We start from the raw sequence: 14,188 nt of genomic DNA, 5'->3' as shown, positions 1-14,188 counted from the left end.
TTCGCAGCTTATTTCCCCAACAGTAAACCTGCCTCACTTCCCAAAAACCAGTTAATCGCGAGTTAACTAACATTTCTTAATGCTTAATTTAATCAAAAGGATTGAATTCAGTAGAGTAATAGTCAGAAATCCATTTAAAACACATCTTGTCCACAATTGTGGAGGCACTATGACTAAATACTTAACCCAATTCGCTCTGCTATGCTCTCTCGCATTAGCAATGCTCAGTGCACCTAGTTGGGCCGACACCCCAAATACTTCCGATCAAACGTGGCATTACGTCAACGCCCAAGGTGAGCTTAAGATTAAACTCTACTTTTTTTGGTCGAAAACCTGTCCACACTGCGCACAAGCTCACCCTTTTATTGATTCACTACCGCAAAAATATCCGTGGATAGAACTTGAATCCCATATGGTTTCTGCACCTGGCGTACAGGATATTTGGCAAAATATTGCCGCCAAAACCGCCACAGAAGCCCGCTCAGTTCCTTATATGGCGAGCTGCGAAAAAGCCATTATCGGTTATTCCAGCGAAGCGGTTACTGGCGAGTTCCTCGTTAATCGTTTGAAGAATTGTTACTTATCCTTAGGTGGTCAGCTAAGCGAAGCGGATATGCCAACAAAGGGAGCTGCGTCAACTGCACCGACCAATAGTGAACCTCTGTTTGGCACTTGCGGAACCGACTCAGGTGAAGGCACCTGTGATGCAACTAGCCTGGCAAGTACCGACCAAGCTGAAGTACAACCCGTTGAATTACCACTTGTCGGAGTGGTCACTCCCGAGACGATGTCACTCCCGCTGCTAACGTTAGTACTTGCTGGCGTCGATGCCTTTAACCCTTGCGCCTTCTTCGTATTGCTGTTTTTACTGTCGATTATGGTTAATGCGAAGAGCCGTAGCCGTATGCTGTTAGTCGGCGGTATCTTCGTGTTCTTCTCTGGCTTTATTTATTTCCTGTTTATGACGGCATGGCTGAATATCTTCAAACTGCTAGGAGCAGGTAGTGATGGTGGAATGATCATCTTAGCGGCCGGGGTCTTAGCCTTGATCGCAGGCACCATTAACGTAAAAGACTACTTCTTTACTAAAGGAGAAGTCACCCTCTCAATGTCAGCTGAAAACCGTACGAGCCTGATCAAACGCATGGGGAAACTCTCTAATTCCAGTAGTTTAGGCGCCTTAATTCTGGGATCGACTGTACTGGCGATTTTAGCCAATGCCTACGAACTGCTCTGCACCGCAGGCTTCCCAATGATTTATACCAGCGTACTATCCATGCATAACCTGCCTGAGATTGAGCGCTATATGTATCTGGTTTTATACAACATTGTCTATGTGATCCCGCTGGCAATTATTGTGATTGTATTTAGTGCGACCTTAGGCAAACGTAAACTGACAGAAAAAGAAGGCCAAGCACTCAAGCTGATGTCGGGTGTGATGATGTTTGGTATGGGGGTTGCGCTAGTGATTGATCCCACTGCGCTACAGAGTGTTGGGCTGGCACTGGGGTTAATCCTAGGCTCTTTAGGGCTCACCTTCATCATAGTGCTAAGTCGCAAGTTACTGACGGCAAAAGCCAACAAGGCAGTATAAGCATTAACGCTCGGCTTTGGATTGGCAAACTTGGGATAACGGACTAAAGTAAAACCTGAGCTTGCCGATACAAAGACTCAGCTTACAATTGAGGTTAGTTATGTCTATTTCACTGAACACCCAAGCTATCACGCCCAACTTAGAAAACGGTGCCGTTGGCGTTAAAGTGGCGCAGTTAGCCAAAGAGCAGCAAAAGGCAGAAGGTCAAATTGCCGTTGATTTAATTAACGCTGCAACACCTCAACCCGTGGGAAATACCGGCCACAATATCAACACTACGGCCTAATCCTAGCTCAATGTGTAACCAAAAAACGCCCCGAAGTTCGGGGCGTTTTTATTTACAATTTTTAATGCACTGATGCTGAGGGGAACCAATCAAGCTTAAGAAAAGGCATTACCATTCACATGCATAATAGTGAAAGTCCACACAACAAAGGCCAGAGGAATATGCACCAAGGCATAAAAACATTGGTCGAGTCGACTCATCCCTTTGGCAAGCCAAATCAAATATAAATGCAGCCCAATAACAGCAGGAAACAAGGTAAACAGTGGATACAAGGCAAAAGGGCTAGCATCGGCTAACAAGCTGTGGCTTAACAGGGCCCAAGCCACCATTAGCGCCGTGGTTATAGGTGGCATGGCAACACGATACTGCTCTGGATACGGAAACATCCTTGGCCTCTTACACTTATTTAATACTTATGGTGGCAGTTGACCCCCAATGGGATCACTGGAGCGGTTTTCGCGCGATCAACTGCGCCTTAGCACTTTCAATACCCGTAACAGCATCGCTTAACCGCCCTTCAAAGTAATGCAAAGGTTGCCAGTTAGCAAATACGGATTGTAGTTCGTGTTCTTTGAGTAAAAAATCGGGATTGCGAGGGCGGCCAATTTCCGCCTGTTGCCACGTAAAAGTCTCATAGACAATGAGTCCACCGTGCTTAAGGCTAGCGGCAATTTGCGGGAACAGTGGCCGATGTAAGTAATTAAAGACTAGCACTATATCAAAAGTGTCTTGGGGTAACAGAGGGGCGCTGCCATCTTCTAAATTCCACTGCCATTGATGTGCTTTGTCGTGTGTTAGCTTGACCAATGTACTCAAATCCTGGTCGATAAAGGTCACTTCACAGCCTTGATTCAGAAACCACAATCCATTTCGCCCAGAGCCACAGGCTAAATCCAATACCTTAAGCCCTACAAGCTCGGGCCATTGAAACTGGGTAATTAAGCTCGAAGCTGTGCAGAGTGTAGCGTGTGTCATCCCTTTATCTCTTTTTTAGTGTCTATCTGTTTGCGATGCACTATCGAATAGTGTCTGAGTCCAGACGGGCCATGAGAGACTATCACAGATAAAAATAACACCAAGATAAACAACTCTGGCTTGTAATTGGCAAGGGGGATAAACAGACAAAGCAAACCTAATTTTCCAAGGGTTAACACACCCTTAAGTTGAATTAACCAACGCCAATCCCGCATAATTTCCCACAACATTAATATGCTGCCGGTGCTCATGGCGAGATACCAATAATTTAACCAAAGGGATTTATCAATGTTTAATAATATCCCTCCACCCGCACCTGCAATGCCTAATATATGCAAAGCCCTTAAGGCTGTTTTACTAAGTCGCTGTACCCAAAAACGTTTTTCAGAAATCTGCTGCCTAGGCATAAATTTAACCCCTCAACACCACTTAAATAACATTTTGGAAAAATATAATATATTTATTCAAAAAACACTGGTGGAATTTAATTATTTATAGAATACTCACATTATAAATTCTCGCACATTCACGACCAAGAGCAAAATCAAAAATAAGCCATTAAAATCAAAGCCATAACAACAAAAAGCTGACTATACCCACGCTAAAAAACAATTATTAAATTATAATTAAGCCCACCAAAATATGTTAACTCACGCAAGTTATACCGTATTCTCTAAGTGATTAACTTCAATTTCAGTAATATTTTCAGCCATATTGCACATTTCAATTATGTAATTCTCACTGTAACAATCGTTATGTGACCTAAGTACGCATATACCTCTTTAGATAGTGGTAACTTTGTTCATGGAGAATACTCTAAAAGCGCGTGAGCCACGTAAAATATAAATATCACGCCATGATGAATAACCCTTATTAAGTAGATGAAATGTACGGCGGAGGAACAATTATGTTCACAAGAAAGATTCAAAAAACAGCACTAGCCATGCTGATCTCTGGTGCAATGGCTGGCACAGCCTATGCTGCACCAGAAGTACTAGCCGATTTTCACGGTGAAATGGGTGGCTGCGATAGCTGCCACGTATCAGACAAAGGTGGCGTAACCAACGACAACCTGACTCATGAAAATGGCCAATGTGTTAGCTGCCACGGTGATCTAAAAGAACTGGCTGCTGCAGCGCCAAAAGATAAAGTTTCTCCGCACAAATCTCACTTAATCGGTGAAATCGCTTGTACCAGCTGCCACAAAGGCCACGAAAAATCAGTAACCTACTGTGATGCTTGCCATAGCTTCGGCTTTGATATGCCATTTGGCGGCAAGTGGGAACGTAAGTTTGTTCCTGTTGATGCAGACAAAGCGGCTCAAGATAAAGCCATTGCCGCAGGCGTGAAAGAAACAACTGACGTTGTCGTTATCGGCTCTGGTGGTGCAGGTCTTGCTGCTGCCGTTTCAGCCCGTGACGCTGGCGCAAAAGTGATCCTGTTAGAAAAAGAACCTATCCCAGGTGGTAACACTAAACTGGCTGCTGGTGGTATGAACGCCGCAGAAACTAAGCCACAAGCTAAGTTAGGTATCCAAGATAAGAAACAAATCATGATCGACGACACCATGAAAGGTGGTCGTAACATTAACGATCCTGAATTAGTGAAAGTCCTGGCCAACAACTCTTCAGACTCTATTGATTGGTTAACCTCTATGGGTGCCGACATGACTGACGTAGGCCGTATGGGTGGCGCAAGCGTTAACCGTAGCCACCGCCCAACGGGTGGTGCAGGTGTTGGTGCTCACGTTGCACAAGTACTGTGGGACAACGCCATTAAACGTGGTACTGATATTCGTTTAAACAGCCGTGTTGTACGTATCCTTGAGGATGCGAGCGGTAAAGTGACCGGCGTTCTAGTGAAAGGTGAATACACTGGTTACTATGTAATCAAAGCCGATGCGGTAGTCATTGCTGCTGGTGGTTTCGCGAAAAACAACGACCGCGTTGCTAAGTACGATCCTAAATTAAAAGGCTTTAAAGCAACTAACCACCCAGGTGCTACCGGTGACGGCTTAGACGTCGCTCTGCAAGCTGGCGCAGCAACACGTGACTTAGAATACATCCAAGCTCACCCAACTTACTCACCAGCCGGCGGTGTGATGATCACCGAAGCCGTACGTGGTAACGGTGCGATCGTGGTTAACCGTGATGGTGACCGCTTCATGAACGAAATCACTACCCGTGACAAAGCATCTGCTGCGATCCTGAAACAAAAAGGTGAAAGTGCTTACCTCGTATTCGATGACTCTATCCGTAAGAGCTTGAAAGCCATCGAAGGTTATGTTCACTTGAACATCGTTAAAGAAGGTAAAACCATCGAAGAGTTAGCGAAACAACTCGATATACCAGCAGCTGAACTGGCAAAAACAGTGACTGCTTATAATGGTTTCGTGAAATCAGGTAAAGATACTCAATTCGAACGTCCTGATTTACCACGTGAGTTAGTTGTCGCACCTTTCTATGCCTTAGAAATCGCGCCAGCGGTTCACCACACTATGGGCGGTATCGTGATTGATACTAAAGCCGAAGTGAAGAGTGAAAAAACTGGTAAACCTATTGAAGGTTTATACGCTGCGGGCGAAGTCACTGGTGGTGTGCATGGTGCTAACCGCTTAGGTGGTAACGCTATCTCTGATATCGTGACCTATGGCCGTATCGCAGGTGCATCAGCCGCTAAATTCGCGAAAGATCACTAATATCAATTCTTTCTAGGTTAATGGACTAACCTTAGGCTCACATAGCACGACCATGAGAGCCAAGCTTGAACACTCAAGCTTATCGACACAAGCGAGCCGTCAGGGGCTCGCTTTTTTTATGCTTTTTTGAGCAATTGATGACTAAGCTCACTCTTTTTACGGGGTAAATTCATCACCAGAGGACAAATGTCGCCGAGTCACATACACTCAGTGCCAGTAACAATGTAACCCTTAGGTGATTGAAATGAGAATTGGATTTTTTAGCGCAAAACATTATGACATGCAGCATTTTAACCGTACTAATGCCGCATTTGGTGCGCAAATTGAGTATTTCGATTATCGTCTCTGCATGCAAACGGTAAAGCTTGCCGAAGGTTTTGAGGTGGTATGCGCCTTTGTTAACGACTCTCTCTGTGAAGAAGTGTTAGTCGAGCTCGCTAACGGCGGCACAAAAATCATCGCTATGCGCTGTGCAGGCTTTAACAATGTCGATTTAGTCGCCGCAAAACGTTTAGGTATGCAAGTGGTCAACGTGCCCGCCTATTCCCCCGAATCCGTGGCCGAGCACACGGTCGCCTTAATGCTGACCCTAAACCGCAAAATCCACAAAGCCTACCAACGCACCCGTGATGCTAACTTTTCACTCGAGGGGTTAGTCGGCTTTAACATGTTTGGCAAAACTGTTGGTGTAATTGGCACTGGTAAGATAGGGGTCGCCACCATTAAGGTCTTGCTCGGTTTTGGTTGTAAAGTGATTGCCTTTGACCCCTACCCAAATCCCGCGGTAGAAGCGCTCAATGTGGAATATTTAGATCTCGATACCATTTACGCCACCAGCGATATTATCAGCCTGCATTGTCCATTAACCGCCGATAACCACCATCTGCTGAATAAAGAAAGTTTTGCTAAGATGAAACCCGGCGTCATGGTGATCAACACTAGCCGCGGCGGTCTGCTCAATGCCTTCGATGCGATGGAAGCCTTAAAGCTCGGCCAAATTGGCTCCTTAGGGTTAGATGTGTATGAAAACGAAAAAGAACTGTTTTTCGAGGATAAGTCGAACCAAATCATTCAGGACGATGTGTTCCGTCGCTTATCCGCCTGTCACAACGTGATTTTTACCGGTCACCAAGCCTTCCTTACCGAAGAAGCATTGGGCGCGATCGCCAATACAACCCTGAGCAATGTGAAAGCCGTGCTCGCAGGCGGGCGCTGTGGTAATGAACTGTTTTAACTGACAGATTAATACCTGACTGCTAAAGTGAGGCTTCAACGTTTGAAGCCTCACAGAGAGAATCTCAATATGTTAGTCACTCAGGAAACTCAGGATATCTCCACGCCTTCAGGGCTAATGCGTACTTACCTCTACCGCCCAGATGCCACCGGGCAATTCCCCTGTATCATTTTTTACTCGGAGATATTTCAGCAAACCGCGCCCATCGCCCGCACCGCAACAATACTCGCAGGTCACGGTTTTGTGGTATTAGTGCCAGAGGTATTTCACGAGCTTAATCCGATAGGCACAGTGCTGGCCTACGATGATGTGGGTAAAGACAAAGGCAATGCCGATAAATTTGCCAAGCCCTTAGAGCAGCACGACAGCGACACCCAAGCCCTTATCGATTTTGCCCGTCAGCAGAGTTATTGCACCGGTAAAGTCGGCAGTATGGGCGTGTGTATTGGTGGCCACTTAGCTTACCGGGCAGCACTCAATCCCGAGATTTTGGGCGCGTTTTGCCTCTATCCCACCGACATTCATTCCAATACCCTGCCCTGTGCCTATGGCAATGACTCGCTGAGTCGCACAGGCGATATTCAAGGGGAATTAGTGTTAGTGTTTGGTAAGCAAGATCCCCATGTTTCGCCCGAGGGGCGGGTATTGATCCACCAACAGTTGATGGCTAAAAACCGCAACTTCAGTTGGCTTGAGGTGAATGCTCAGCATGCCTTTATGCGTGATGAGGGCGAGCGCTACGATCCCGCGCTAGCACTGCAGATGTATCAGCAAGCTGTGGCGTTTTTCCAGAGGGTACTGCGATAATATTGTTATTATCCAACCCATAAATCTAAACCATTTTATGGGTTGGATAATTCAAAAGCTTAAGCAGCAGGTGTTGCTGGCGCATGTAAACGGCTTTGGCTATAAGCAACAAGTTCTTGGTTACTCACTCGCGTGATAAAAGCACCATCGAGGAAAAAGTCCACATCTTCGCCAACTTTACGGCCCGATAATAACTGGGTGCTACCGTCTTCGTAGGCTAAGGTCATAGTGACCGTATGCTCATCGGGGTAAGCAATTTGCGCTTGAGTCAGCTTCACTGGCGCAGATCTAAGCTCATCACTCACGTGTGGATTAATCTTAAAAATCGCCTCAACTGGCATATCAACCACAGCGGGTGATTTATCGGTAATCGGATTCTTGCCAGTCCAAAACTCAATGGTATTAAAGATGAACAGATCGCCTGTCGCCGCGATGCCATACACAGGGCTTAACAGCATAAACAAGCCTGCACGCCCATAACGGTTATCCACCGCACTTAAATTTCCCTTAGTCACCATTTGGCTTAAACCCATTTGCCCCATACAACCGGTTAACTGGGTCGCGAGTAGCGTGCCAATCGTCACAGCTAAAAGTGTAGATTTCATTAAATTAGATCCATTAGGTAAAAACAAAAGCGCGGATTCTACGGATTCGTGGGCACTAAACCGTGCAACAGGGCACAATCTAAGGTAAAAAAATGGAGGAAAATGTAATCAGTAACACTGATTTTGTTATATAAAACAGATTAAGCAACGAAAGCTAACGCCAAGATAATAAAACTAAGTGCTTGCGAGTGCGCCGACAACAGTTTGCTAATAAATGTACAGCGATGGCGCACATACAGGAGAATGATTACTCGAGGTCGAGTTTCTTTTTGCCATCCTGCAACGCTTGACGCTCGGCAAGCGGTGACTGATCGGCCAGCTTTAACACCGCCTTCTGCAGCATCAAGTTATTGGGATAGGTGATGGTATCGCCATTATCCCTGAGGATAAGTACATGAAACAGCGCGATTTCAATAATCACTCCACTGATATCTTCATCCTTATCCACCACCCGAATACGTTCACCAATCCGATACGGAAATACAAAAAAGATCAGTACGCCAGCAGTCAAGTTGCTCAAGATCGACCATTGGGCAACTAAGGCGACCCCCATCACCGCAAACGCGGAGGAAACAAACAGCGACACATCTTGATAACCTAATCCAAGTGAAACCGCCATTAACGACAAAGTGATAAAAAACATCACATAGGAAATAAACCGCGTGACCAGGCTGGTACGGGCCGCACTCACCTGCTTCATTAATGAGAGTTTTTTCACCCATTGAGTTAATGCTCGCTGCAAAAAGATAAACACCACAAGATAAATACAGGCAAGCAGGATTTGATTTGTCATAATAGCCACTTAAAAAACGAAACCAGCTGAATTCTAACTTTTTTATACCTGCACGCAAATCAGCTCAACGCAAATAGAGTAATAATGACCATGGCCGACGCAATTTTGTTACACGAAACTCACGATACATTCGGGCCTATCCGCGTGCTCGACTATGGTGATTCGCGCGTGCTCTCCTTCGGTGACAACGATGAACAAAGCAAAATCCTAAAAACCGCTCCCCATATTCCACAGCATACCTATGTACAGGGCATGATGCTGGTTCTGTTATTTTGTAAGCCCAAAAGTGCGATAGTACTGGGTCTGGGTGGCGGTGCACTTATCCATGTGCTGCGCCGATTTGACGCAGCCATCAAGCTAACCGCAGTAGAGCTTCGTCCCACGGTTATCGAACTGGCCAAGCGTTACTTCCAACTCCCAATAGGTAAAAAGCTGAATGTTATCAATGATGATGCCCTCGTCTTTATGGCATCGGCCGAGCATAAAAAAGTCGATGTGATTTTTGCTGATATCTACAGCGCCAAAGGCGTTAACACCGGGCAACTCTCGGCGACCTTCCTTGAGCAATGTACTCAACGGATTAAACCCGATGGCTATTTAGTGCTTAACTGCTGGAAGGAACATAGCCAAAATCGCGAGTTACTCGCCGATTTGCAGCACCATTTTGCCCACGTGCATGCTTGCCTCACCAGTGGTGGAAACTGGGTGATTTTTGCTAGCCAAATACCGCAATCACTTGGCGCCAGCGCACTTAAGAGCCAAGCACAAAGCCTGTCACAGCAATTGGATTTTGCCCTTGAACGCTCACTAACACGGTTTGGCCCTTGGAATTAAGATTAATCTCAGTCAAATGGCGTAAATTAGTTAACCCTAAGACTCAGCTTTGCTATGCTTCTCACTCTCCACAGATATGAGTTGTCACCATGAAAAATAAGAATAAATTTTTGTTAAGCGTTATGGCTCTGGCGTGCCTTAACTCTCTCAATGCTAACGCCGAAACCTTTAGCTTTGACACTCGTAATTCACTTAATTCAGATACCTTAGTACTGTTCCAAAGTACTGATTCAACAACCTATAGTCTCGATTTTTTGCCCCAGTCGACTCAGGATCAACTCAATCTTGCGGTAGCTGATAACAGTTTTTCGGGTAAACGCGGTGAAATTTTAGAGATTTTAGTCCCGAGCGAAATTGACGCTAAGCGAGTATTACTGGTTGGGATTGGCGATGCTAAAACCCTAACACCCGGTGAAATCAATACCTTAGGTGGCAACATTGCCGCCAAACTTGAAACCGTGCCACAAGCCACGGTACGCGTGCTGACCCAAGGCCTCAGTAACGCACCTCTCTTTGGTTCAGAGCTCGCCCACGGCATTGAGCTGCGCAGCTACCGCTACACTCAATTTAAAACCAGTAATCGCGCCGAGAAGAACTATCAAATCGGCGTTGATGACTTAAGCAAAAACCAAAAACATCATAAGAATCTGCAAGCTATCGAAGCAGGTGTGTTTTTAGCTCGCGATCTTACCAATGCCCCAGCGGGAAACATGTATCCCGAAAGCTTTGCTAACGAGGCGCGTAAACTCAAAGCCCTCGGCGTAAAAGTCACAGTACTCGAAGCCAAAGATATTGAACGCTTAAATCTTGGCGCCTTAGCGGCCGTAGGTAAAGGCAGTGAGCGCCCACCTAAGCTGGTTGTCGCCCACTGGCCCGGCAGCAAAGAAGCACCTATCGCCCTCGTCGGTAAAGGTATTACTTTCGACTCTGGCGGTTACAACATTAAAGCAACAGGCACTTCCATCGCGCGAATGAAGTCCGATATGGCGGGCGCGGCAACTGTACTCGGCACAGTCAAGGCGATGGCGATTCAAAAGGCGCCAGTTAACCTTGTCGCCATTATGCCCATGGCTGAAAACATGGTATCGGGCCATGCGATGATCCCAGGCGATGTGATTAAAACCGCCCAAGGCCTTACGGTTGAAGTGCTCAACACCGATGCCGAAGGCCGTTTAGTGCTCGCCGATGGTCTCTGGTATGCCCGTGAAAACTACCGCCCATCGGTCATCATTGATGTTGCCACCCTTACAGGCTCAAAAGTCAGTGCGCTAGGCACCGTTTATGCGGGGTTATTTACCGATTCAGAGCCGCTAGTGCAGCAACTCACCTTTGCGGGTCAACAGGTGGGTGAAAAAGTCTGGCGCTTGCCGTTAGATCAAGCCTACGACGACGAGCTAAAATCCACCATCGCCGACTTAAAGAATACCGGTAAAGAAGGCAGCGCGGGAGCATCAGCAGCCGCCATGTTCCTCAAACGCTTTGCGGGTGAGCAACCTTGGGCTCACCTCGATATCGCTGGTAATGCCTTAACTGCCACCGATACCGCCGTTGTGCCCGCAGGTGCCACAGGCTATGGTGTGCGCCTGCTCAGTACCTGGTTAACCCAGCCTAAGACGCAAAACTAGAACCTAGAACTTCAGTAGCTTGTTGCAACCGTTTTTATGTTTAAAGGGATATCGTCGATATCCCTTTTTTATTGCCCTTCCCTAACGCTACATAACCAAATTAAACAATCGATTAGCCGCTAAGACACGCCAGTGCTGAAAAATCGATTAATCCATCATATCAAACCCAATGAATTCGATAAAATCGATTAGGATGATAGTTTTTATCCGTTATATTTATCGTCGTTAGGTCAGTAATATACTTCTCATCGACGGGGGAACAAGCTAATGCCCGTCACTAAATTCACCATAATCAACTAAATGGAAGCATAAAATGACTCAATCAATTATCAACAGCACCATCAAACCATTCAAAGCCACTGCTTACCACAATGGTGAGTTCGTGCCTGTAACAGAACAAGATCTGTTAGGTAAATGGTCAGTTGTATTCTTCTATCCAGCAGACTTCACTTTCGTTTGCCCAACTGAATTAGGCGACATGGCGGATCACTACGCTAAGTTACAATCAATGGGCGTTGAAGTTTACTCAGTATCGACTGACACTCACTTCACTCACAAAGCATGGCACGATACTTCTGACACTATTAAGAAGATCAACTTCCCAATGCTGGCAGACCCTACTGGTGTGATCAGCCGTAACTTCGGTGTGATGATCGAAGAAGAAGGTTTAGCACTCCGTGGTACTTTCGTTATCAACCCAGAAGGCCAAGTGAAAGTTGCTGAAATCCATGACTTAGGTATCGGCCGTAGCGCTCAAGAACTGGTTCGTAAGATCCAAGCCGCTCAATACGTTGCGACTCACGATGGTGAAGTTTGCCCAGCTAAATGGCAACCAGGTGACGAAACCCTAGCACCATCTTTAGACCTCGTTGGCAAAATCTAATCTCGCCTAAAGGTCAACCCCGCCAATCTGACTCCCCCCTGCATGAGTCAGATTGGCACCCCTCGCGTTTTTCAATATTTTTCAATTTTTACGCTGATTTGGAGTCATCATGTTAGATGCGAATTTAAAAAATCAACTGCAAACCTATCTGCAAAACCTCAAGAGACCAGTTGAACTTGTCGTGTCAGCAGATGAAAGCAAGAAGTCTCAAGAATTAAAAAGCTTAGCCAATGACATCGTTAGCCTTTCAACGTTCGTGAGCCTCAAAGAAGCTCAAGGCCAACGCACGCCAGCGATGACAGTGGTTAACCCGCAGCTCAATACTCAGATTAGCTTTGCTGGTCTGCCTATGGGTCACGAATTTACCTCACTGGTGTTAGCTCTGCTGCACAGCGGTGGACATCCGATCAAACTCAGCGATGACATCATCGAGCAGATCCGTAATCTGCCCGGCAAATATGAGTTTGAAACCTACGTGTCACTCACCTGCCAAAACTGCCCTGATGTGATTCAGGCGCTGAATATGATGGCCGCGATTAACCCGAACATCACCAACGTGATGATCGACGGTGCCCTGTTCCAGGACGAAGTCGCCAGCCGCAACATCATGGCCGTACCTTCTGTGTACTTGAATGGTGAAGTGTTTGCCGCAGGCCGCATCAGCATTGGTGAGATTTTAAATAAACTCGATACTGGCGCTGCCAACCGTAAAGCCGAAGAACTTAGCCAAAAAGCCCCATACGAAGTCTTAGTCGTTGGCGGCGGCCCTGCTGGCGCTGCGGCAGCAATTTACGCCGCCCGTAAAGGTCTACGTACTGGAGTGGTGGCCGATAAATTCGGTGGCCAAGTCGCAGAAACTGTTGGTATCGAAAACTTTATATCGGTTAAAGCGACTGAAGGTCCAAAACTAGTGGCAAACCTTGAAGCCCATGTGCGTGACTACGAAGTCGATATTATGGATAACCAAAAAGCCGTTAAACTGGCGAGCGATGGTTTATTCGAGCTCGAGTTAGCAAGCGGCGCGAAACTGCGCAGCCGTACAGTACTGCTGGCAACCGGTGCCCGCTGGCGCGAAATGAACGTCCCCGGCGAGAAAGAATACCGCGGTAAAGGCGTAGCCTACTGCCCACACTGTGACGGCCCATTATTTAAAGGCAAACGTGTAGCGGTTATCGGTGGCGGTAACTCAGGTATCGAAGCGGCTATCGACTTAGCCAACATCGTTGAGTATGTCACAGTACTCGAGTTTGATAGCAAACTGCGCGCTGACGATGTATTGCAACGTAAAGCGGCATCTATGGGTAACATCAAAATCATTACTCAGGCGATGACCACAGAAGTGACAGGCGATGGTACTCGGGTGAATGGCCTGAACTACACCGACCGAGCAACGGGTGAAAGCCACCATATCGCGCTGGCAGGGATCTTCGTACAGATCGGTTTAGTGCCAAACGCTGAATGGTTAAAAGGCACTGTGGATTTGACTCCTCGCGGCGAAATCATCGTCGATGAGCGCGGCCAAACCTCTGTACCAGGCGTATTTGCCGCAGGTGACGTGACTAACTCACCTTACAAGCAAATCATCATCGCCATGGGTAGCGGTGCCAATGCCTCACTGGGTGCATTTGATTACTTAATTCGCCATAGCGATGACAGTACCGAAACCACAGCGACTAAAGCGGCTTAATCGTTAACCGATTAATCCCCTCACTAAAAAGCCAGCTTATGCCTGTCTCTTGATCACAAGTCTTCGTGATTGAGAGACATGGCCAATTCGTAACCCTCAAGGATGGTTTGTAACCTAAACCATCCTTCCCACAATACCTCTACACAAGCTCGACCTGTCCGCTTGGT

At 46.6% G+C, this 14,188-nt stretch carries 14 protein-coding genes; 9 read left to right on the top strand and 5 right to left on the bottom strand.

From position 1 onward, the window contains the following. The first annotated feature begins 169 nt into the window (after positions 1 to 169). Complete coding sequence (locus IEY09_RS17045; RefSeq protein WP_037414667.1) at positions 170 to 1,594, top strand: cytochrome c biosynthesis protein; 1,425 nt, start codon at positions 170 to 172, stop codon at positions 1,592 to 1,594. Positions 1,595 to 1,694: 100 nt separating this feature from the next. Next, positions 1,695 to 1,880 (top strand): hypothetical protein, encoded by a 186-nt coding sequence (locus IEY09_RS17040; RefSeq protein WP_011621607.1) that lies wholly within the window; start codon positions 1,695 to 1,697, stop codon positions 1,878 to 1,880. 95 nt (positions 1,881 to 1,975) lie between these two features. On the opposite strand, the gene IEY09_RS17035 is transcribed toward IEY09_RS17040, so the two are convergent. Genes IEY09_RS17035 through IEY09_RS17025 form a run of 3 tightly spaced genes read right to left on the bottom strand, consistent with a single transcriptional unit; the run spans position 1,976 to position 3,262 of the window. Beyond that, positions 1,976 to 2,266 carry a hypothetical protein gene (locus IEY09_RS17035; protein WP_037414668.1) on the bottom strand — a complete coding sequence of 97 codons (291 nt, stop codon included), beginning with the start codon at positions 2,264 to 2,266 and terminating at the stop codon, positions 1,976 to 1,978. 55 nt (positions 2,267 to 2,321) lie between these two features. Next, the gene (locus IEY09_RS17030; RefSeq protein ID WP_055647424.1) at positions 2,322 to 2,855 is read right to left on the bottom strand and encodes a class I SAM-dependent methyltransferase; all 534 of its coding nucleotides are present in this window, start codon (positions 2,853 to 2,855) and stop codon (positions 2,322 to 2,324) included. Beyond that, a complete protein-coding gene (locus IEY09_RS17025) occupies positions 2,852 to 3,262 on the bottom strand; it encodes a hypothetical protein (protein WP_047538262.1) in 411 nt (136 codons plus the stop codon). Before IEY09_RS17025 ends, IEY09_RS17030 begins: the two co-directional genes overlap by 4 nt. Before the next feature lie 500 nt (positions 3,263 to 3,762). On the opposite strand from IEY09_RS17025, the gene fccA reads away from it, so the two are divergent. The 3 genes from fccA (at position 3,763) to IEY09_RS17010 (ending at position 7,594) form a co-directional block, all read left to right on the top strand. Further along, positions 3,763 to 5,553: a fumarate reductase flavoprotein subunit FccA gene (fccA, locus tag IEY09_RS17020; RefSeq protein WP_099456928.1), complete on the top strand. Its 1,791-nt coding sequence runs from the start codon at positions 3,763 to 3,765 to the stop codon at positions 5,551 to 5,553. A gap of 244 nt (positions 5,554 to 5,797) precedes the next feature. Then, positions 5,798 to 6,787 carry a lactate dehydrogenase LdhA gene (ldhA, locus tag IEY09_RS17015; protein ID WP_055647423.1) on the top strand — a complete coding sequence of 330 codons (990 nt, stop codon included), beginning with the start codon at positions 5,798 to 5,800 and terminating at the stop codon, positions 6,785 to 6,787. 69 nt (positions 6,788 to 6,856) lie between these two features. Next, positions 6,857 to 7,594, top strand: a complete 738-nt coding sequence (locus tag IEY09_RS17010; RefSeq protein WP_188871997.1) for a dienelactone hydrolase family protein — start codon at positions 6,857 to 6,859, stop codon at positions 7,592 to 7,594. A 59-nt stretch (positions 7,595 to 7,653) separates the two neighbouring features. Here IEY09_RS17010 and IEY09_RS17005 read toward each other — a convergent pair whose 3' ends face one another. Together IEY09_RS17005 and IEY09_RS17000 are read right to left on the bottom strand one after the other, a co-directional pair. Continuing rightward, entirely contained in the window at positions 7,654 to 8,199 is a 546-nt protein-coding gene (locus IEY09_RS17005) for a DUF3332 domain-containing protein (RefSeq protein ID WP_188871995.1), read from the bottom strand. Positions 8,200 to 8,446: 247 nt separating this feature from the next. After that, positions 8,447 to 8,992, bottom strand: a complete 546-nt coding sequence (locus IEY09_RS17000) for a mechanosensitive ion channel family protein (RefSeq protein ID WP_037414676.1) — start codon at positions 8,990 to 8,992, stop codon at positions 8,447 to 8,449. A 90-nt stretch (positions 8,993 to 9,082) separates the two neighbouring features. Here IEY09_RS17000 and IEY09_RS16995 point away from each other — a divergent pair, with 90 nt between their 5' ends. The 4 genes from IEY09_RS16995 (at position 9,083) to ahpF (ending at position 14,021) form a co-directional block, all read left to right on the top strand. Continuing rightward, on the top strand, positions 9,083 to 9,826 hold the full coding sequence (locus IEY09_RS16995) for a spermidine synthase (protein ID WP_037414750.1): 744 nt from the start codon (positions 9,083 to 9,085) through the stop codon (positions 9,824 to 9,826). 89 nt (positions 9,827 to 9,915) lie between these two features. After that, positions 9,916 to 11,451, top strand: a complete 1,536-nt coding sequence (locus IEY09_RS16990; protein ID WP_037414678.1) for a leucyl aminopeptidase — start codon at positions 9,916 to 9,918, stop codon at positions 11,449 to 11,451. Positions 11,452 to 11,764: 313 nt separating this feature from the next. After that, on the top strand, positions 11,765 to 12,334 hold the full coding sequence (gene ahpC / locus IEY09_RS16985; protein WP_011621596.1) for an alkyl hydroperoxide reductase subunit C: 570 nt from the start codon (positions 11,765 to 11,767) through the stop codon (positions 12,332 to 12,334). Positions 12,335 to 12,443: 109 nt separating this feature from the next. Further along, positions 12,444 to 14,021: an alkyl hydroperoxide reductase subunit F gene (gene ahpF, locus IEY09_RS16980; protein ID WP_188871993.1), complete on the top strand. Its 1,578-nt coding sequence runs from the start codon at positions 12,444 to 12,446 to the stop codon at positions 14,019 to 14,021. Positions 14,022 to 14,188 lie beyond the last annotated feature (167 nt).

The sequence above is a fragment of the Shewanella xiamenensis genome, assembly GCF_014647135.1.
Taxonomy (GTDB): Bacteria; Pseudomonadota; Gammaproteobacteria; order Enterobacterales; family Shewanellaceae; genus Shewanella; species Shewanella xiamenensis.
The sequence above is the reverse complement of the archived record's forward strand: the minus strand, read 5'-3'. Positions and strand labels throughout refer to the sequence as shown.